We start from the raw sequence: 18,822 nt of genomic DNA, 5'->3' as shown, positions 1-18,822 counted from the left end.
GGCGAGCGCGAGCGGGGTCAAACCGGGGGTTTCGCCCGGATTCGACCGCCGGCGTCGGGTCCCTCGGCGACCCGAGAGTCAGTCAGTCGCTCAGTCGCTCAGTCGCTCAGTTGTCCTCTTCGTCCTCGTCGAAGTCCGCGTCGGCGTCGACGAAGTCCTCGGGGTCGGCACCGCCGGGGCCGCCGGCCGCGCCCGCACCAGCGCCGCCGGCACCGCCGGCCTGCGCCTGCTGTTGGTACATGCGCTTGCCGATTTCCTGCAGTTGCTTCGAAAGGTCTTCGGTCACGTCTTCGAGTTCGTCCGTGGAGGCGTCGTCGTCCTCGAGGACGGCTTCGACGTCCTCGATGGCCGCCTCGATGTCGGCGCGAAGTTCGTCGTCGACATTCTCTTCGTTCTCTTCGAGGAGCGTCTCCGCGCGCTGGACCGCGCCCTCGGCCTCGTTGCGGGCCTCGACGGCGCGACGGCGCTCTTTGTCCTCTTCGGCGTGCTGTTCGGCCTCCTGTTGCATGCGGTCGATCTCGTCGTCGGAGAGGCCCGCGCCGCCCTCGATGGTGATGGACTCGGCGTTGCCGGAGCCTTTGTCCTCGGCGGAGACGTTGACGATGCCGTTCTCGTCGATGTTGAAGCCGACTTCGATCTGCGGGGTGCCCGCGGGGGCCGGCGGGATGCCGGAGAGCGTGAACTCGCCGAGGAGTTCGTTGTCCTCGGCCATCTCGCGTTCGCCCTGGAAGACGCGGACCTGCACCGTCGTCTGGTTGTCGGCCGCGGTGGTGAAAATCTTCGACTCCTCGGTCGGAATCGTCGTGTTCTTCTCGATGAGGCGCTCGAAGAGACCGCCTTTGACCTCGATACCGAGCGACAGCGGCGTCACGTCGAGGAGGACGATGTCGTCGACCTCGCCGCCGAGAACGCCGCCCTGAATGGCCGCGCCGAGCGCGACGGCCTCGTCGGGGTTGACGGACTTCTTCGGCTCGGAGCCGAGCAGTTCTTCGACCTTGTCGCGGACCTGCGGCATCCGGGTGGAGCCGCCGACGAGGATGACGTCGTCGATGTCGCCCTTGTCGTAGCCGGCGTCTTCGAGCGCCTGCTCGGTCGGCTCGACCGTGCGGTCGATGAGGTCGGCGGTGAGCGACTCGAACTTCGCGCGGGTCAGGTCGTATTCGAGGTGGACCGGCCCGGAGTCCGTCGCCGTGATGAACGGGAGGTTGATGGTCGTCTCCTTGCGCGAGGAGAGTTCGATTTTGGCTTCCTCGGCCGCGTCCTTGAGACGCTGGAGCGCCTGTCGGTCCTCGCGGAGGTCGATACCGTGGTCGTTCTTGAACTCGGTGGCGAGCCAGTCGATGATGGCCTCGTCCCAGTCGTCGCCGCCGAGGTCGTTGTCCCCGTTCGTGGCGACCACTTCGTAGACGCCGCCGCCGAGGTCGAGGACGGACACGTCGAACGTGCCGCCGCCGAGGTCGTAGACGAGCACGGTCTGGTTCGACTCGTCGTCGAGACCGTAGGCCATCGACGCGGCGGTCGGCTCGTTGACGATGCGCTCGACGTCGAGACCCGCGATTTCGCCGGCGTCCTTCGTCGCCTGCCGCTGTTTGTCGTTGAAGTACGCGGGGACGGTGATGACGGCCTTCTGCAGTTCGTCGCCGAGGTAGTCCTCGGCGTCGCGCTTGATCTTCTGGAGAATCATCGCCGAAATCTGCTCCGGCGTGTACTCCTCGCCCTCGATGTCGACGGTGTAGCCGTCCTCGCCCATGTGGCGCTTGATAGACCGAATCGTGCGCTCCGGGTTCTGGATGGCCTGGTTCTTCGCCGGCTTGCCGACCAACCGCTCACCGTCGTCGGTGAACGCGACGACGGAGGGGGTGGTTCGGTCGCCTTCTGCGTTCACGATAATCTCCGGGTCGCCGCCCTCCATCACCGCGAACGCGCTGTTCGTGGTGCCGAGGTCGATACCCAGAATCTTGTTGCTCGCCATCTTGCCCGCAAATACCGTCTTTTGCCGGTTAAAGGTTACTAGATACTGCGACACACGGTGTGCGACGAGGTCGACGCCGTCTTGCGATTTTCTATTCTCGCGTCGAAACAGGTCGGTCGATTTATGTAGAACCGCCGACCGCGTCGCGGCGACGACGGAGAACATGGCCGGCGGCGACCCGACACTCGGTCGGCGACCGACCGCGCGACCACGCGACCACGCGGCCCGCGCCCCCGCGAACAGTCAGTCGGTCGGTTGCGGGCGTTCGGTTCCGTCGGCCGAGTCGGACGCGTCAGCGCCGTTCGCTCGGAGCGACGACGCGTCGGCTCCGTCGAGGGCGTCGAGCACCGTCGAGAGCGTCCGCTCGCGGCCCTCGCTGGCGAAGAACTCGTGACCGCCGTCGTAGGGGACGAGGTTCGCCGACGGCGTCCGGTCGCCGATTGCGCGAACGTCCACGACCCGGTCCGAAAGCGAGACGAACACCACGTCGTCGGGTCGGAACGACGGCAACGACACCTGTGCGCCGCGAATCATGCGGAGGAACGCGGGCGAGACGTTGCCCGGGGCGTCGGCCAGCTCGGCCGCGAGCTTCAGCTCGCCGAGGTCGTCGCGGGAGATGCCGGACGGGATGACGGCCTTGGTCGTCGGCAGTCGCCTGACGAGGGGCAAAAAGAGCGTGGCGAGCCCCGAGACCGCCGTCCCCCACCACGGGCTCAGAAAGACGTTCCGGACCGAGAGGTCGAGGTGGGCGGCCACGAGGCCGCCGGTACTGTGGCTGAGGACGAGGTCGATGTCGCGGTCGACCGCGTACGCCCGCACCGGGTTCACGTACTGGCGCTCGAACTCCCAGCCGTTCGTCGGGAGTTCGACGGCGTGGACGTGATACCCCTCGTAGGTGAGGCGGTCGAGGAGCCACTCGACGCTCCGATGACCCGGCTCGTTGCCCCACCCGAGGACGAAAAGCAGGTCGTCGTCGCCGGGGTCGCCGTGTTGGGTGACGCGCACGGTCGGCCGCCGCCGACGGGAACGAAGTCGCATGGCGTAGTGATAGCGAGGTGAGAACAAAAGTCCTCGCCGGTCGGGGGGAATCGAGACCGCCCCGACGACGGCGAGCGCCCGTCGACGGCGCGCTATTCGCCCTTGCTGACCGTGATCTGCGCGGCGCGGATGACCTTGTCGGCCATCTCGTAGCCGGGTTGGAACACGTCGGCGACGGTGTCGGCCGGCTGGTCGCTATCGACCCGCATCATCACTTCGTGGCGGTTCGGGTCCACGTCGGTCCCCGGTTCGGGGTCGATGATTTCGACGTTCTCGTCTTCGAGGATGCGGTCGAACTCCTTGAGCGTCGATTCGAGGCCGCCGCGGATGTCGGCGTCGTCGTCCTGGTCGAGCGCGCGAACGAGGTTGTCGCGGACGGTGACGACGCGCTCGACGAAGTCCTCGGTGGCGCGGTCTTTTATCTGGGACTGTCGCTTCTTCGCGCGCTTCTTGTAGTTCTGGAAGTCGGCCTGCGTGCGCTTGAGACGCGACTGGAGTTCCTCGGCCGTCGCCTCTGCCTCGTCGCGCTCGGCTTCGAGGTCTGCGACGCGGGCTTCGAGCGCCGCGACCTCGGCCGCGAGGTCGTCGTCGTACTCGGCGACGCGGTCGGCGACAGTCGGCCCGTCGCCCGCCGCGTCGGATTCCTCGGCCGCCGACTCGGCGCTCGACGCCTCGCCGTCGGCGCCCGTCGCCGCGTCTTCGGCCGCCTGCGCCGCTACGTCGGATGCCGCGTCAGTCTCGGCGTCTGCGTTCGCGTCCGTGACCGACTCGGCAGGGTCGTCGCTCATGGGCGGGAGAAGTGTCCGACGCGGCTTAAACGTGTAGACTGCGGGTCGGCCGAAACCCTTCTCAGGGCGGAGGGGTCGCGCGGGGCGAAACTCCCCGCGACCGACGGCCAGCGTCGCCTACTGGTACATCCCGAGCGGTCGGGCCTGCGTGCTCTCCTCGTCGGACTGTTGCATCCGCCGGGCCAACTGCTCTTTGGCCTGCCGTATCTCGGTGGCGCTGTTCACGAGGTCGTCGACGGGCACCTCGATGCCGACGAGGGGTTCGAGGCCGTGTTTGATGATGACGCGAGCGGCCTCGGGGTCCGGAAACTGCGGGTCCGACTCGACTATCAGCGCGAGCGCCGGGCGGCCGACCGAGACGGCGTTGCTCAGGAGCGCGCCCGTCGGCCCCGAGACGAGACCGGTCTCCGTGGGACTGTCGATACCGGCCGCTTCGAGCCGCGACCGCGCGCCGTCGGTGCCGACGCCGTAGAGCGCCGGCACGTCCTCGGACCTCTCGTGGGCGATGCCCGAGAGGAACACGGGGAGCACGTCGAGTTCCTCGAACCACGGCCCGAGACAGGCCGCGAGTTCGGTCGCCGCCTCGGGCCGGATGGGGATGTCGCTCTGAAGGACGAGCAGGTCCCGCTCCGCGTCGGCGTAGAGCCTGACCGGCGGGTGCAACGCCGGGTCGTCCTCCATGTAGACCGCGACCTTCGGGACGCCCTCGCAGAACACGTCCGCGTAGTGGGTCATGTCGAACTCCGAGACCAGGTGGTCGGCCGCGATTTTGCCGACCAACCCCACGCCCGGCAGTCCCTCGACCAGCGTCGGCGACTCCAGTTCGTCTGTGAGTTCCTCCGCGAGGACGCGAATGCGTGCCATAGGTGAACATGGTCGCCGGGGCGAGGTAAATCCGACGGGCGAGTGCGTAGCCGTCGGCCGCCGGCTCCGCCCCGTCCCGCCCTGTCCCGACGCGACTGGTTCGACCGGTGGCGTCGCCCGGCGTCACCGTCGGCGGGCGACGCCGGCGACTCCGAAACCGACAAGCGCGCCCGCGCGGAATCGGGTGTCATGAACCCGCTCCAGCGGTACGCGCCGCTCGTGGACGACGAGGAGGCCTTTTTCGCGGCCTGCGAGCGGCCGCTTCCCTCCGTCGTCCGCGTCAACACCATCAAGACGACGGTGGCGCGCGCCCGCGAGGCGCTCGACGACGAGGGCGTCGCCTACGAACCGACCGACTGGCATCCCGGCATCCTCAAGCTCGAAGACAGCAGTCCGGGGACGAACTGGCCGTACTTCCACGGCTGGCTCCACGGACAGGAGGAGGTGTCGGCGCTCCCGGCTATCGCCCTCGACCCGCAACCGGGCGAGCGGGTGTGGGACACCTGCGCCGCGCCGGGGTCGAAGACGACCCAGATAGCCGCCATGATGGACGACGAGGGCGTCCTCGTCGGCAACGACAACAACCTCGGTCGGCTGTCGGCGCTCCGCCACAACGCCGAGCGCCTCGGCGTGACGAACCTCGTCGTGTCGAATCAGGACGCCCGCAACTTCTCGATGAAGCCCTACGGGGAGCGAACCCCCGAGAGGGACGCGTCGTTCGAGCAGTTCGACCGCGTCCTCGTCGACGCGCCGTGTTCCTGCGAGGGCACCTGCCGGAAGAACCCCGACGTGCTCGACGAGTGGACGATGAACCACGTCAAGAGCGTCGCCGGCATCCAGAAGGGCATCCTCCGGCGCGCCGTGCAGGTGACGAAAGCCGGCGGCACCGTCGTCTACTCCACCTGCACCTTCGCGCCCGAGGAGAACGAGGCCATCCTCGACTTCGTCCTCGAACGGGAGGACTGCGAGGTCGTCGAGTGGGACGTGCCCGACGGCTTCGAGACCGCGCCCGGCATCACCGAGTGGGAGGGCGACGAGTACGACCCGTCGGTGACCAAGGCCCGCCGCGTCTACCCGCACCACAACGACACGGGCGGCTTCTTCACCGCCAAACTGGAGGTGACAGCATGAGCGACGACACCGCCCCCGACGAGAACTGGGGCCAGCAGTTCGACCGCCTGCCGCCGACGGCCGACGACCGCGTCGTCGACGGTCGCCCCTCGCGCGAGGAGGTCATCGACTGGTGGGACGAACGGTTCGGCGTCGACCCCGCCGTCTTCGACGGCTACACGTTCTGGGAGAAGGGCGCGGGCAAGATTTGGGCGTTCCACGGCGAGGTCGTCGACCCCATCGAAGTCGAGGGGCTCGGAATGCGCATCCTGCGGACTCGCCAGCGCCACTGGAAGCCCTCGACCAACGCGGTCCAGCGCTTCTGCGGCGACGCGACGAGGAACGTCATCGAACTGAGTCCGGGCGAGGCGAAGGCGTTCGTCGACGGCCACGACCAACAGCTCGACCGGTGGGAGGGCGACTGGGGCTACCTCACCGCCGCACACGAAATCGCCGGCGAACTCGAACCCCTCGGCGTCGGTCTCTACCTCCACGGGGAACTCCGCTCGACGGTCCCGAAGGGTCGGCAGGAAGACCTCGTCAAACTCGACTGAGCGGTTCGGGGTCGCTCCCCGACGCTACTTCTCTCTGACCGTCCCGCCGGTCAGCCCCTCCCACTCGACCCGGTAGCCGAGCCGCGAGAGGACCGCGCTCGCGTCGTCGAGGCCGCGGTCGTCGAGGACGGACTCGGCCGCCGACAGCGACATCCCCGCCTCGACCTCCTCGGCGAGCGCGTCGAGGACGCCCGGCCGGACCAGCGTCCGCCCGACGAGTTCGTGGTCCGGAAAGGCCACGTCGTCGAGCGCGTCGACCGAGACGCCACGGGCGGCCGCGAGGTCAGATAAGGTCACCACGTCGTCGTCCGGCGTGAGTTCCGCGGGGAGCGACGAGGCCGCGTCGGCGACGAGGTCGGACTCGTAGTCGCGCAACACGTCCACCACGTCCTTCACGCGCACGGAGCCGGCGTACGGGACGGCGCGGTGGTCGCGGGCGGCGATGTCCTCGCCGACGCCGAGCGAGTCGTCGACGGCGACGACGAGTTCCACGTCCTCCACGTCGGCGAGTTGGCCCAGCTTCTTCTCGACGTACTCGGGCGTCCAAAAGCCCATAATCTCGAAGAAGACGCGGAAGTCGGCGTGGGCGTAGTCGAACGCGAAGTCCGGAATCATCACGCTCGTCCCCGTTTCGAGCGGTTCCGGCTCCCGGACGAGCGACCAGTCGAGGTCGAGGCCGCGGAAGCGGGCGGCGAAGTCGGCCTCCACGCCGCTGTCGAAGCCGGGTTCGGCCATCGGCTCGACGCCCGGGACCGACACGTCGTCGCTCGTGAGCGTCATCTCCCGGTCGGTCCCGCGGTCGTCGATGGTCGCCGCGAGCCGCCAGTCGCCCGCGGTGGCGACCGACCGGAGCAGGCGGGCGAAGGCGGTTCCGTACCGCCGGGTCCGCTGAAAGAGCGCGTCGGGACCGGTGACGACGACCTCGCGGCCGGCGTCGGTCTTCCGGACCTCGTACATCAGCCGGAGGCGTTTGACCGCCGAGACGACGGCCTTCGGGTCGGAGCTTCGGACCCGAACCTCGGTCGCGTCGAACAGGGCGGTCTGGGCGAGAGAAAGGTTGTACTGCGCGAGCAGTTCGTCGGGCGTCCACCGCGGGTCGAACTCGGAGAGCACCTGTTCGACCTCGCGGTCGGCAGTCAGCGACTCGTCGACCGCGTCGGGCGACGACCCGAGCGAGGACGCCGCGCGGTCGAGCGCCGCGGCTCGCTCCTCGTCGGTCGTCACGCCGCCGACCGCCATCGCGGCTTCGAACGCGGCGCGGCGGGCGCGGGCGGGGGGCAGGGGAGCCGCCGTCTCGAACACCGCCTCGCGGGCGAGGAGCGACGCGAAGCCGCGGGCGAGTTTGAAGTCGTCGGCCTCGGCTTCGAGGTCGGCGAGGGCGTCGTCGAGGGCGGCCCGCGCGTCGCCGACGTGTCGCCGGAAGACGCCGATTGCCTTCGCGGCCAGCGGGCGGTCCCCCCGGTCGGCGAACTGCGGGTGGTAGCCGCCGCCCGCCCGCGACACGCGAAGCAGGTCCTTCGTCAGCACGCTCGCCACGACGGGGCCGCGGGACAAAAACGACTCGGGCGGCGAGGAATGGGCGGACCGCGGCGAAGACGAGAGTCGGAACGGCGACGCCGGCAGAAAGCGGGCGACGACGCGGACGACAAGGTTCATTGCGCCCGCGGCGGACGCCACCGTATGGAGCGACGACGCCTCCTCGGACTGGTCGCGGTCGGCCTGTCGTCGGGCTGTCTCGGCTCGCTACCGGGCGCGACGGGGCCGCGAAACCCACCGGCGGCACCGGCGGGCGACCCACGAGAAACGCCCGAGGTCTCCCCGGTCCGCATCGAGGACATCGACTACGAGGCGACCGACGACGGCCGTCTCCGGGTGTTCGGGTCGGTCCTCAACGACGGCGGGGCCGAGCGGCTCACCACGGTCGAAGTCCGAGTCACCGTCGGCGGCGAACGCACGACGCAGTCGCAGGAACTCGCCGTCCCGGCCGGCGGGACCGCCGACTTCGCAGTCGAGTTCGAGTTCGGGTACGACGCCTTCAGAGAAGACGGCGACCTGAACGTCTCGCTGGTCTGAGGTCGAAGGCGGTCGGCTCTCCCGCCGGCGTCGGCCCGCGCCTACGTCGCCTCACCGACGCCGGGCCGCCACCCGTTCTTCCGCCGTCTCGACGCTCACGAGTTCGTAGAGCGTCGCGGTCGAGCCGTCGGCTTTCGGCCGGAGGATGCGGCCGAGTCGCTGGGTGAACTCGCGTTCCGACCCCGACCCCGAAAGGAGGATGCCGACGTTGGCGTCGGGCACGTCAACGCCCTCGTCGAGCACGTTGGCCGCGACGACGGTGTCGTAGGTGCCGTCGCGGAAGCGGTCGAGGATTTCGCGGCGCTCTTTCGTGCCGGTCTCGTTCGTTATCGGCGGGACGAGGAAGCGCCGCGAGATGCGGTAGACGAGGTCGGTCGAGGCGGTGAAGACGATGACGCGGTCCTCGCGGTGCCGCGCGAGCAACCGAGCCAGTTTGTCCACCTTCGCCTCGGAGTTCATCATCACGTCGCGGGCGCGCTGTTTGGCGAGCAGTGCCTGCCGCGCTCGCGGGTCGTTGCCCGACCGCATCACGAGCTTCTGGTAGTCGCTCCCCGACTGCATCGACAGCCCCGAGGTCCGCAGGTAGTTCACGAACGTCTCCTGTGCCTCGTCGTACGTCTCGCGCTCGTCGGCCGTGAGTTCCACCTCGATGCGGCGGACCTCGTAGTCGGCGAGGTGGTCGCCCGCCAAGTCGTCCACGTCGAGGCGGTACGCCCGCGGGCCGACGAGTTCCTCGACGCGCTCGTGTGCGCCGTCGGGGCGCTCGAACGTCGCCGTCAGGCCGAGGCGGGCGGGCGCGGCGAGGAATCGCGGGATGTCCCGATACCCCTCGCCGCCGAGGTGGTGGACCTCGTCGAAGACGACGAGGCCGAAGTCGCCGCCGACGTCGTCGGCGCGGAGGTACGCCGAGTCGTACGTCGAGACCGTGATGGCCTCTTGGGTCTGTTCGCCGCCGCCGAAGCGCCCGACCGGCACGTCGAACTCGGTTTCGAGTTCGCGTATCCACTGGTCCTGTAAGTCGATGGTCGGCACGACGACGAGCGTCGGCACCGAGCGGGCGACCATCGCCGCGACCGCGAGCACCGTCTTGCCCGCGCCGGTCGGCAGTTCCACGACGCCGCGACTGCCCGCGTCGAGCCACGCGTCGAGGGCGGCGCGCTGGTAGTCGCGGAGGTCGTAAGTCGTCGAAAGCGAGAGGGGAGCGGCGAGCGCGGCCGCGACTCGGTCGTCGTAGTCGACGCCGGCCGCGTCGAGCGCGTCCCGAACCGCGGCGTACCGCATCGCGGGGGCGCGATAGCCGCCGCTTCGGGGGTCGGCCTCGACGCTCGGCACGTCGGCGAGGGCGGCCCGAACGTCGGCGTCGTCCGCTGAGCCGTCGGCGTCAGAGCCGTCGCCATCGATGCTGACGTGGACGGTACCGTCCTCGAAGCGGAGGGTCGTCACTACCGGCGCGTTGGCGGGGCGCGGTGATAAATCGACGGTCCCGCGGTGGGCGGCCGGACCGAGCCGGGCGGGGATGTCGCGGGGTTCCGGCCCGCCGTCCGCGGGCCGAAGGTTCAAATCCGATGGCGGGGCTACGGACGTGTATGAGCGACGACCTCGACGACGCGGTCGCACAGTTCCTCAGCGACTACAACAGCGCGATGAAGGAGTACGAGAAGGGCTACGTCGACGCCGACGCGACGCTGTCGGTCATCGACGCGCACATCGACGAGTTGCGAGAGGCGAGAGAGTAAGACGCGAGAATCGGGCGCGTAGAACCCGGACTACTCCCCGATGAGCCCGCGAATCCGCTCGACGTATTCCGCGAACTCGCCTTCGGTCCGCTCGCGCGGGCGGTCGATATCGACCGAGACGATTTCGCGGACGCGGCCGGGGTTGGCGGCCATGACGACCACGCGGTCGGCGAGCGTGACCGCCTCTTCCACGTCGTGGGTGACAAAGAGCACCGTCTTATCCGTCTCCGCCCAGATGTCGAGCAGTTCGCCGTGGAGCATGTCGCGGGTCTGGGCGTCGACCGCGCCGAACGGCTCGTCCATGAGGAGGAGTTCGGGGTCGACCGCGAGCGCGCGGGCGATGCCGACGCGCTGTTTCATCCCGCCGGACAGCTCTTTCGGGTAGGCGTCGGCGAAGCCGTCGAGACCGACGAGTTCGAGCATCTCCGTCACGCGTTCCGAGCGCGCCGGCTCCTCGACGCCCTGTTCTTCGAGCCCGAAGGCGACGTTCTCGCTGACGGTCCGCCACGGGAACAGCCCGTACTCTTGGAACACCATCCCGCGGTCGGTGCCGGGGCCGGTGACGGGCGAGCCGTCGAGGGTGACCGCACCCGTCGTGGCGGCTTCGAGGCCGGCGATGATGCGGAACAGCGTCGTCTTGCCGCATCCCGAGGGGCCGACGATACAGACGAACTCGCCGTCCGCGACGGCGAACTCCACGCCGGAGAGGGCTTCGACCGTCCGCCGGTCGGACGCGTAGGTCTTGCCGAGCGAGTCGACGCTGACCGTCGCGGCCTCGTCGGTGTCCGTCGCGGTCGCGGTTTCGGCCGTGTTCGCGGCCGCGCCCGCGTCCGCGTTCGCGTCGTCGCTCATGCTCGCCACTCCAGCACCCGCCGTTCGACCCGGCGGAACAGGCCGTCGCTCACGAGGAAGACGATGCTGATGACGAGCATGTAGGCGACAGAGACGTCCATCGCGAGGTTCTGCGCCGTGTTGAGAATCTCGTAGCCGACGCCGACGCCGACGATGAGTTCGGCCGCGACGACAATCATCCAACACTGGCCGATGCTCGTTCGGATGCCGGTCATGATAGAGGGGCTGGCCGCCGGGATGACGACCTTCCGAATCATCGTCCAGTCGTCGCCGACGCCGAGGGTCGCGGCGACCTCCTTGAGGTCCTCGGAGACGCCCTCGACGCCGCCGTAGGCGCTGTAGAAGTTAATCCAAAAGGAGCCGATGGCGACGATGAACGTCGCGCCCTGATGGTTGACGCCGAGCCAGATGACGGCGAAGCCGATCCACGCCAGCGGCGGAATCGGTCGGAGCAGGCGCGTGACGGGCGTGAAGACGCTGTCGACGCGAGTGTTCCAGCCCATGGCGACGCCCGCGAAGACGCCGAGCGAGGTCCCGATGAGCAGTCCCGGCACGTAGTGGTAGAGGCTCTGGACCAGCTTGACGAGCAGTCGGGTCGCCGGGAGTTCCACGCCGGTGAATGGAATCGACAGCGAGGCCGGCGCGGTGAGTTCGACCACGAACGCCGCGAGCACCTCGACGGGCGAGGGGAGGAGATACGTCGGCTGGAACAGCGCGGCGACGTACCAGACGGCGAGAAAGCCCGCGAAGCCGGCGACCGCGAGCCCCGTCTGTTCCGAGGAGAACCCCGCGAGTCGGTCGAGCAGTCGCTCGTCCGCCTCGGTCTCCGAGAGGGTGACGCCCGCGCCGACTTCGTCGTTGCTCATAGCGAGTCGTAGATACCGTAGTCGAACATCTCGTCGACGGTCAACTGCGCTTCGGTCTTCCCGAGCGTCTGGGCGTAGTCGGCGAAGATTTCCGCCCCGCCTTCGATGTCGTGGGGGTCGGTGATGAAGTCCGACGCGGGGGAGTCGAGCGCCGTGCGGGCGGTCTCGACCGGAAGCGCGCTCTCCCCGATGACCGAACTCGCGTGCTGGGCGGCGGTGTCGGGGTTGTCGGCGACGAAGTTCGTCGCCTGCCGGTGGAGTTCGACGAACTCCGTGGCGAGGTCGCGGTTGTCCTGCCGGAGGCGGTCGTGCATGAGCGTGACCGCCGCGGGCTGGCCGGGCATGAAGTCGCCCGCCCACGCGATGGACTGGAACGGCGCGTCGTTGGCGTCGATGACCGTCGGCACGGGCTCCATGATGCTCGTGCCGTCGACGTTGTTCGAGAGGAGCGCCTGCTGGACCGCGGCCGCGCCGCCGAGGCCCTTGATGTTCACGTCCTCCTCGGGGTCGAGGCCGAGCGTGTTCTGAATCCAGTAGCGGAGCAGGATGTCCGGGACCGACCCCGGCGGGAAGGTTCCGAAGGTGAACTTGCGGCCCTTCTGTGCCTCGAACTCTGCGAAGGCGTCTTTCCCGTGTTCCTCCCACAGCGCGGCGAAGTCGTCGGTGGCGAGAATCTGCATCGCGTTCTTGATGTTCGCCGCGGTTATCTTCGCGGGGATGCCCTTGTCCATGACAATCATCGCCGGGACGATGCCGAACATCATCACGTCGAAGTCGCCCGTCGCCGACGCCTGCACGATGCTCGGGCCGTCGGAGAACTTCTTGCCCGCGACCGGGACCGAAAGCTCGTCGAACAGCCCCTCTTCTTCCATCACGAAGTACTGCATGTCCGGGTAGATGGGCATGTAGGCGACGTTGAGTTCGTCCAGCCCGCCCCCGCCGGACCCGCCGAGACAGCCCGCGAGGCCGGCGGTCGCGGCGAGGCCGGAGCCCTGCAGGAATCGTCTACGGCTAATCGAAGTCGAACGTGGTGCCTCTGTCATTGTCCTCGTTACGAATCAGCGCCTTATTCCGGGCGCGTACCCGGTAACGATAGACGCGGTAGATGACGCGCCGAAGCCGGTGAAATCCCGGTCTGCCGCCGTGGTCGGAGTTGGAACGGTCGGTTTTCCCGAATCGACGCCTCCCAGATAGCGGCAGTAACCTCCGACAAACGACGACGTTCACGTCACCGAGACAACGGGTCGGCCGCGACCCTGCGTGGGAAGAACTATCCCGAACGGCGACACCGGATAGGATATGACGCACTTCTCCGACCGGGTGGAGCGCATCTCCATCAGCGGCATTCGCAAGGTGTTCGAGGCGGCTGGCGAAGACGCTATCAATCTCGGGCTGGGTCAGCCCGACTTCCCGGCCCCGGACCACGCTCGACGGGCGGCCATCGAGGCCATCGAGGCCGGCGAGGCCGACGGCTACACCGGTAACAAGGGACTTCCGAGCCTGCGCGAGGCCATCGCCGAGAAGCACCGCCGCGACCAGGGCGTCGACCTCGACTCCGACGACGTCATCGCCACGGCCGGAGGGAGCGAGGCGCTCCACATCGCCATCGAGGCGCACGTGAACGAGGGCGACGAGGTCATCATCCCCGACCCCGGCTTCGTCTCCTACGACGCGCTCACGAAACTCGCCGGCGGCGAGCCGGTTCCGGTTCCCCTCCGCGACGACCTGACGCTCGACCCCGCGGCGGTCGAAGACGCCATCACCGACGACACCGCGGCGTTCGTCGTCAACAGCCCCGGCAACCCGACGGGCGCGGTCTCGCCGCCCGACGACATCGCCGAGTTCGCCCGCATCGCCGACGAACACGACGTGCTCTGCATCTCCGACGAGGTGTACGAGTACACCGTCTTCGAGGGCGAACACCGCTCGCCCATCGAGTTCGCCGAAACCGACAACGTCGTCGTCGTCAACTCGGCCTCGAAGCTGTTTTCGATGACCGGCTGGCGACTCGGCTGGGTGTACGGCTCCACCCGCCGGGTCGAGCGCATGCTCCGCGTCCACCAGTACGTGCAGGCGTGCGCCTCCGCGCCGGCCCAGTTCGCCGCCGAAGCCGCGCTCAGCGGCCCGCAGGACCGCATCGAGGAGATGACAGAGACGTTCCGCGAGCGCCGCGACCTCGTCGTCGAGGGGCTGGAGGACATCGGTCTCACCGTCCCGTCGCCGGGCGGCGCGTTCTACGTCATGCCCGAGGTGCCCGAGGGCTTCGTCGACGAGTGCATCGACCGCGGCGTCATTATCGTCCCCGGCGAGGCGTTCGGCGAACACGGCCGCGGCTACGCCCGCCTGTCGTACGCGACCGACACCGAGTCGCTCCGCGAGGCCATCGAAATCATGGGCGAAGCGTACGACGCGGTCGTCTGAGGCCCTCACGCGTCCGAATTCGGTCGATTCGCCGACCGAACTACGACAACCGACGGCATCCGATACGTCTTATTCTCGGCGTTCGAAGTGAAAACCGTTAAATTCGGGAGCCAGTGACGAAACGTTTGTCATGCCCGCAGAGACGCAGGGAGTCATCAGCCTGCTACCGGCGCTCTTCGCAATCGTGCTGACGCTGGTCAGCCGGCAGGTGCTCCTCTCGCTTTTCACCGGCATCTGGATCGGTGCGACCATCTTGGTGGGATGGAACCCCATCGGTGGGGCGGCGTACTCCCTCCAGTTGGTCATCAACAACGTGACCGAGTCGTTCAACAGCAAACTCCTCCTGTTTACGTTCCTCTCGGGCGCGATGCTCGGGATGATATTCCTCTCGGGCGGGATGAACGCGCTCGCACAGCGCATCATCGCCCGCATCAAGACCCGGAAACAGGCCGCGTTGGGGACGAGCGTCCTCGGGATGCTCATCTTCGTCGACTCCTACGCGAGCACGATGATTACCGGCTCGGTGATGCGGCCCATCACCGACAAGTTCGACATCAGCCGCGAGAAGCTCGCGTACCTGCTCGATTCGACCACCTCGCCCGTGGTGAGCGTCGCCGTCGTCTCGACGTGGGTCGGCTTCGAGGTCGGCCTCATCCGCGAGCAGTTCGCCTCGCTCGGCATCGACCAGAGCGCCTTCGTGGTGTTCCTCCAGAGCATCCCGTTCCGCTTCTACAGCCTGCTCGCGGTCGCGCTCGTGTTCATCCTCGTCGTGATGGACTGGGACTTCGGCCCGATGAAGCGCGCCGAGCGGCGCGCGAAAGAAGAGGGGAAAGTCCTCGGCGACGACGCCGACCCCCTCATCGAGACCCGCGAGGAGGACATCGTCACACCCGACCACGTCGACTCGCGCTGGTGGTACTTCGCCGCGCCCATCGTCGCGCTCGTCGCCGTCACCGGCTTCGGCCTGCTGTACTCCGGCGGCTGGCCCGAATTGGCACCCGTCGAGGCGCTGAAGGGAGCGGCCACCGCCGACGCCATCCTCTGGGGCGTCTTCTCGGCGTGCGCGCTACTGCTCGCCATCCTCGTCGGCCACGCCCGCGTCCAACTCGAAGCCGTCAGCGACGCCATCTTCGAGGGCTTCAAGATGGTCATGTTCCCCGTGGCCGTCCTCTCGCTGGCGTGGACCATCGGCGGCGTCAGTCAGGCGCTCGGCGTCGGTCCGTTCGTCGTCAGCGTCGCCGAAGGCGTCATCACGCCCGAACTCCTGCCCGCGGTCGTCTTCCTCGCCGCGGCCATCATCTCGTTCTCCATCGGCACGTCGTGGGGGACGATGAGTATCATGTTCCCCGTCGCGGTGCCGCTTGCCTATCAGCTCGGCGCGCCGCTCCCCGGTGCCATCGGCGCTATCCTCACCGGATCGCTGTTCGGTGACCACTGTTCGCCCATCAGCGACACGACGGTCCTCTCGTCGATGTTCGCCGGCGCGGACCACGTCGACCACGTGAACACGCAGATTCCGTACGCACTGCTGAGCGGGACGGTCGCCACGGGGCTGTTCCTCGCGGACGGCTACGGCGTTGGCTCGCTCACGGTCTCCGGCTACGGCGTCGGCCCCCTCGCGCTCCTCGGCGTCGGCGTCCTCACGCTCTTCGTCGCCGCCTACTACCTCTCCCAGCACGCCGACGTGAGCGTCCCGAACGCGTTCGGGTCGTCGTCCGACTAACCCGTCGCCCGCTCTTTTTCACCGACCGACGAACCCCGCGACCAGCACCGTCGCGTACGCCAAGAGCAACAGCCCGCCGAAGAGCCCCGCGGCTCCGAGGCCCATGTTCGGATAGACGACCGAGAACAGCGCCGTCGAGACCGCGTCGACGAGCATCCCGGGGACGACCAGCAACACCGCCGCCTCCCGCCGCGCGCCACCGGAGAGCCCGCGCCACCGGAAGACCCCGACCGCGAGCGCCCACATCGCGGGGACCGTCAGCGCGAACACCGCGGCCGTGGCCAGCGGACGGGAGGGGACCAACACGAGTTGGCCGACGACGCGGAAGACGAGGCCCGCGACGAGGGCAATCGCCAGCCCGACGCCGAGCAACACCCGCGTCTCCGACAGCGGGAGCCGGCGGGCGTCGGTCTCGACGACCTGTGAACCGATTGTCATGCGTTCCGTACGCGGGCAGAAGGTATCAGCGTTCGTGCCGGCGAGTCGATCGAGACAGTCACCGTCAGAGAGCTTCGCGTCGCAAAGAATCGCTGAGCCGCCGCTCGCGACTCGCGCGAATCCCGCGCGTGAGCCGCGCGACAGCCGAACGGAGAGCGTGACTCCGTTTCTGTGCTCGGTCACTATCGTGAACCGAACTATCCAATTCTGTATAGCGAGATATAATATATCTGTGGCGTGGCAGACGAGTATCTGACCAACCAAGGGCAACAAGAATGAGCAGAAAAGGCTCTGTTGAAATCCCGGATTTGTGATGTGTTGACCTTGTTGGAACCCTCTATTGGTGATGGTTTTAAGTAGGCGTGCTGAATACAGCGCGCAAGTCAATCCGTTACAGGCTAGTCAGCCTCTATACAAATCTGAATGGATATCAGTACCTGAGGTCCGACTGTTCAAATATATCAGACCACAGATGAATTAACGCTATTTATTCGTATTTATTCTTCTGACTGCGGATAACCTCGACCATCTCGCGGACATTCCGTACCCCGATATCGATATTCCCACCCCCGGTTTCCAGCCTCACTCCCCCGCTAATCAGACCTTCGAACGTAGAGATACTACGGATATCTTTCATCCTTACTTCGTTTGTTCTAGCACTCAATAGTCCTGCTTTTGTGTGAATCACTCGTTGATTGGTGACTACGCAACCGCTTTTATTTTTTGCTCTCCAAGTTAAAAAAAGTACAACGAAACCTATCAGCACCGGTGTGGTCAAAATCCCAAATAGCACCTCTTTCCACCAGCTAGTCCAATAATATGAGACATTCCCCAATATCGTTTCGTTGTCATTTAATGTAGCAAGTTCAGACTGAAGCTCATCAATTTCCATCTCCCCTGACATAAATGCGTGTTAACAAGGGACATTATTAAATCTAATGTATCAACTAAAGATCAGTCCCAATCAGCCGCATGGCGGTTTTTATTCCAAGGTAGATCCCCCGTATCTTTCGTACAAAACCATATGATATTTAATATTTTAATGGAGATAACAAGTTCTCAAAGTTGTGCTGAACTCACTCCGTATGTGTCATGCGCTTCCAGTCTCTGTGTGAGGGTTTCAACAGAGCCACAAAAATGAATTTCTGACAGTTACTTCGCCGTCGAGACGATTTTGATGACGTCGCCCTCTTCGAGTTCGTGGTCTTCGGCGATGCGGCGTTTCGCTCGCGCGTCGACCGCGTGGAGGTAGCCGTCGCCGATGTCGGAGTGGACCGCATACGCGAGGTCCCGCGGCGTCGACCCCCGCGGGAGGAGGAAGGCGTCGGGGAGGACGTTTCCCGTGCCGTCGGTCCACTTCGACTCGTTTTGGACCGGGTAGACCGTGATGCGGTCGAGCACGTCGTAGACCGCGGTGTCGATGGCCTCCTGCGTGCCGGTGCCGCCGTGTTCGCCCATCAGGTCGCGGATGCGTTCGAGGCCCTTCTCCTGTGCGCCGCTCACGTCACCGACGAGTTCGAAGTCGTCGTCGCCGGGGTGGTAGTCGATGATGCCCGCCTCGCGGGCCCGCCGGAGCGCGAGTTCGCCGTCCGCGGTCGCGGCGATGACGGGCTTTCCGGTCTCGGCGAGTCGTTCGAGGTTCTCCGGGGGCGCGATGTCGACCTTGTTGGCGACGAGGACGATGGGCTTGGTCCGCTGGCGAATCGCGCGGGCGAGTTCGACGCGGTCAGCGTCCTCCCAGTCTCGGGGGTTCGGCGAGTAGTCGAGGTCCCGCAGGACCGCGGCGATGTCGTGTTCGCTCGCGCCGACGCCCGTCAGGAGGTCCGAGAGGGCGTCGTCCATGTCGAAGTCGGGCGACCGCGACTTGCGGACCACGGACTCCCAGTTCTTGTGGACGATGCCCGCGAGCCACTGTTCGAGTTCCTCCTCGATGAAGTCGACCTCCTCGACGGGGTCGAAGCTCCCCACCTCGACGGGTTCGCCCTCGGCGTTCGTCCCGCCGGAGGCGTCGACGACGTTGACGATGGCGTCGGCGTTCGTCAGTTCGTCGAGGAACTGGTTGCCGAGGCCGCGACCCTCGTGCGCGCCGGGGACGAGGCCCGCAACGTCCACGAGTTCGACCGGAACGTAGCGGATGCCGTCCTCGCAGTTGCCACAGCGCTCGTCGCGGTCGAGACAGGGACAGCGGGTTCGCGCGTGGGTGACGCCGCGGTTCGCGTCGATAGTCGTGAAGGGGTAGTTCGCCACGTCGACCTCGGCGAGCGTCGAGGCCGTGTAGAACGTCGATTTGCCGGCGTTCGGCTTGCCGGCTAACGCGAGAGAGAGCATGGCTCGACGATGGTCGCGGACGCGGAAAAACGCTCGCGTGCGAGGAAGCGCGAGCGACG

Annotated in this window: 18 protein-coding genes; 6 read left to right on the top strand and 12 right to left on the bottom strand. The window is 67.1% G+C overall.

Annotated features, from left to right (window positions below):
• Window positions 1-106 precede the first annotated feature (106 nt).
• The 4 genes from dnaK to C438_RS15745 all read right to left on the bottom strand — a co-directional run bounded on the left by dnaK (window position 107) and on the right by C438_RS15745 (window position 4,662).
• Window positions 107-1,972 (bottom strand): molecular chaperone DnaK, encoded by a 1,866-nt coding sequence (gene dnaK, locus C438_RS15760; protein ID WP_004970660.1) that lies wholly within the window; start codon window positions 1,970-1,972, stop codon window positions 107-109.
• Between the two features lie 243 nt (window positions 1,973-2,215).
• Window positions 2,216-2,977, bottom strand: coding sequence for an alpha/beta hydrolase (locus C438_RS15755; protein WP_004970658.1), 762 nt, complete (start codon window positions 2,975-2,977; stop codon window positions 2,216-2,218).
• A gap of 125 nt (window positions 2,978-3,102) precedes the next feature.
• On the bottom strand, window positions 3,103-3,798 hold the full coding sequence (locus C438_RS15750; protein WP_004970657.1) for a nucleotide exchange factor GrpE: 696 nt from the start codon (window positions 3,796-3,798) through the stop codon (window positions 3,103-3,105).
• A 117-nt stretch (window positions 3,799-3,915) separates the two neighbouring features.
• Window positions 3,916-4,662 carry a proteasome assembly chaperone family protein gene (locus C438_RS15745; RefSeq protein WP_004970656.1) on the bottom strand — a complete coding sequence of 249 codons (747 nt, stop codon included), beginning with the start codon at window positions 4,660-4,662 and terminating at the stop codon, window positions 3,916-3,918.
• A gap of 189 nt (window positions 4,663-4,851) precedes the next feature.
• Between C438_RS15745 and C438_RS15740 the strand changes: the two genes are divergently transcribed.
• Window positions 4,852-5,793, top strand: coding sequence for an RsmB/NOP family class I SAM-dependent RNA methyltransferase (locus C438_RS15740; protein ID WP_004970655.1), 942 nt, complete (start codon window positions 4,852-4,854; stop codon window positions 5,791-5,793).
• Complete coding sequence (locus tag C438_RS15735; protein WP_004970654.1) at window positions 5,790-6,326, top strand: DUF7122 family protein; 537 nt, start codon at window positions 5,790-5,792, stop codon at window positions 6,324-6,326. Before C438_RS15740 ends, C438_RS15735 begins: the two co-directional genes overlap by 4 nt.
• 24 nt (window positions 6,327-6,350) lie before the next feature.
• Here the strand turns inward: C438_RS15735 and C438_RS15730 are convergent, their stop codons facing one another.
• Window positions 6,351-7,853 (bottom strand): DUF790 family protein, encoded by a 1,503-nt coding sequence (locus tag C438_RS15730; RefSeq protein WP_004970653.1) that lies wholly within the window; start codon window positions 7,851-7,853, stop codon window positions 6,351-6,353.
• A 153-nt stretch (window positions 7,854-8,006) separates the two neighbouring features.
• Between C438_RS15730 and C438_RS15725 the strand changes: the two genes are divergently transcribed.
• Entirely contained in the window at window positions 8,007-8,399 is a 393-nt protein-coding gene (locus C438_RS15725; RefSeq protein ID WP_004970652.1) for a hypothetical protein, read from the top strand.
• 51 nt (window positions 8,400-8,450) lie between these two features.
• Here the strand turns inward: C438_RS15725 and C438_RS15720 are convergent, their stop codons facing one another.
• Window positions 8,451-9,842, bottom strand: a complete 1,392-nt coding sequence (locus tag C438_RS15720) for a DEAD/DEAH box helicase family protein (protein WP_004970651.1) — start codon at window positions 9,840-9,842, stop codon at window positions 8,451-8,453.
• Window positions 9,843-9,985: 143 nt separating this feature from the next.
• Here C438_RS15720 and C438_RS19785 point away from each other — a divergent pair, with 143 nt between their 5' ends.
• Window positions 9,986-10,135: a hypothetical protein gene (locus tag C438_RS19785; RefSeq protein WP_004970650.1), complete on the top strand. Its 150-nt coding sequence runs from the start codon at window positions 9,986-9,988 to the stop codon at window positions 10,133-10,135.
• A 30-nt stretch (window positions 10,136-10,165) separates the two neighbouring features.
• On the opposite strand, the gene C438_RS15715 is transcribed toward C438_RS19785, so the two are convergent.
• Genes C438_RS15715 through C438_RS15705 form a run of 3 tightly spaced genes read right to left on the bottom strand, consistent with a single transcriptional unit; the run spans window position 10,166 to window position 12,896 of the window.
• Window positions 10,166-10,996, bottom strand: coding sequence for an ABC transporter ATP-binding protein (locus tag C438_RS15715; RefSeq protein ID WP_004970649.1), 831 nt, complete (start codon window positions 10,994-10,996; stop codon window positions 10,166-10,168).
• Window positions 10,984-11,853, bottom strand: a complete 870-nt coding sequence (locus tag C438_RS15710) for an ABC transporter permease (protein WP_004970648.1) — start codon at window positions 11,851-11,853, stop codon at window positions 10,984-10,986. The genes C438_RS15715 and C438_RS15710 overlap by 13 nt, the downstream gene beginning before the upstream one ends.
• Entirely contained in the window at window positions 11,850-12,896 is a 1,047-nt protein-coding gene (locus C438_RS15705; RefSeq protein WP_004970647.1) for an ABC transporter substrate-binding protein, read from the bottom strand. The genes C438_RS15710 and C438_RS15705 overlap by 4 nt, the downstream gene beginning before the upstream one ends.
• A gap of 256 nt (window positions 12,897-13,152) precedes the next feature.
• On the opposite strand from C438_RS15705, the gene C438_RS15700 reads away from it, so the two are divergent.
• Both C438_RS15700 and C438_RS15695 read left to right on the top strand, forming a co-directional pair.
• Complete coding sequence (locus C438_RS15700; RefSeq protein ID WP_004970646.1) at window positions 13,153-14,274, top strand: pyridoxal phosphate-dependent aminotransferase; 1,122 nt, start codon at window positions 13,153-13,155, stop codon at window positions 14,272-14,274.
• A 130-nt stretch (window positions 14,275-14,404) separates the two neighbouring features.
• A complete protein-coding gene (locus C438_RS15695) occupies window positions 14,405-15,997 on the top strand; it encodes a Na+/H+ antiporter NhaC family protein (protein ID WP_004970645.1) in 1,593 nt (530 codons plus the stop codon).
• Window positions 15,998-16,015: 18 nt separating this feature from the next.
• On the opposite strand, the gene C438_RS15690 is transcribed toward C438_RS15695, so the two are convergent.
• From C438_RS15690 to C438_RS15685, 3 genes are all read right to left on the bottom strand, one after another.
• A complete protein-coding gene (locus C438_RS15690) occupies window positions 16,016-16,435 on the bottom strand; it encodes a DUF5367 family protein (protein WP_004970644.1) in 420 nt (139 codons plus the stop codon).
• A 487-nt stretch (window positions 16,436-16,922) separates the two neighbouring features.
• Window positions 16,923-17,339, bottom strand: coding sequence for a PH domain-containing protein (locus C438_RS19180; protein ID WP_083900031.1), 417 nt, complete (start codon window positions 17,337-17,339; stop codon window positions 16,923-16,925).
• Window positions 17,340-17,587: 248 nt separating this feature from the next.
• Complete coding sequence (locus C438_RS15685; RefSeq protein ID WP_004970643.1) at window positions 17,588-18,763, bottom strand: redox-regulated ATPase YchF; 1,176 nt, start codon at window positions 18,761-18,763, stop codon at window positions 17,588-17,590.
• Window positions 18,764-18,822 lie beyond the last annotated feature (59 nt).

Origin of the sequence: Haloferax denitrificans ATCC 35960, from assembly GCF_000337795.1 — an archaeon.
GTDB classification, from domain to species: Archaea; Halobacteriota; Halobacteria; order Halobacteriales; family Haloferacaceae; genus Haloferax; species Haloferax denitrificans.
The sequence above is the reverse complement of the archived record's forward strand: the minus strand, read 5'-3'. Positions and strand labels throughout refer to the sequence as shown.

Bases quoted from the DNA above. Each gene is read 5' to 3' on its own strand.
- C438_RS15735 (WP_004970654.1), top strand. From the start codon at position 5,790: ATGAGCGACGACACCGCCCCCGACGAGAACTGGGGCCAGCAGTTCGAC.
- dnaK (WP_004970660.1), bottom strand. From the start codon at position 1,972: ATGGCGAGCAACAAGATTCTGGGTATCGACCTCGGCACCACGAACAGC.
- C438_RS15710 (WP_004970648.1), bottom strand. From the start codon at position 11,853: ATGAGCAACGACGAAGTCGGCGCGGGCGTCACCCTCTCGGAGACCGAG.
- C438_RS19785 (WP_004970650.1), top strand. From the start codon at position 9,986: ATGAGCGACGACCTCGACGACGCGGTCGCACAGTTCCTCAGCGACTAC.
- C438_RS15705 (WP_004970647.1), bottom strand. From the start codon at position 12,896: ATGACAGAGGCACCACGTTCGACTTCGATTAGCCGTAGACGATTCCTG.
- C438_RS15700 (WP_004970646.1), top strand. From the start codon at position 13,153: ATGACGCACTTCTCCGACCGGGTGGAGCGCATCTCCATCAGCGGCATT.
- C438_RS15690 (WP_004970644.1), bottom strand. From the start codon at position 16,435: ATGACAATCGGTTCACAGGTCGTCGAGACCGACGCCCGCCGGCTCCCG.
- C438_RS15750 (WP_004970657.1), bottom strand. From the start codon at position 3,798: ATGAGCGACGACCCTGCCGAGTCGGTCACGGACGCGAACGCAGACGCC.
- C438_RS15695 (WP_004970645.1), top strand. From the start codon at position 14,405: ATGCCCGCAGAGACGCAGGGAGTCATCAGCCTGCTACCGGCGCTCTTC.
- C438_RS19180 (WP_083900031.1), bottom strand. From the start codon at position 17,339: ATGTCAGGGGAGATGGAAATTGATGAGCTTCAGTCTGAACTTGCTACA.
- C438_RS15725 (WP_004970652.1), top strand. From the start codon at position 8,007: ATGGAGCGACGACGCCTCCTCGGACTGGTCGCGGTCGGCCTGTCGTCG.
- C438_RS15740 (WP_004970655.1), top strand. From the start codon at position 4,852: ATGAACCCGCTCCAGCGGTACGCGCCGCTCGTGGACGACGAGGAGGCC.
- C438_RS15745 (WP_004970656.1), bottom strand. From the start codon at position 4,662: ATGGCACGCATTCGCGTCCTCGCGGAGGAACTCACAGACGAACTGGAG.
- C438_RS15685 (WP_004970643.1), bottom strand. From the start codon at position 18,763: ATGCTCTCTCTCGCGTTAGCCGGCAAGCCGAACGCCGGCAAATCGACG.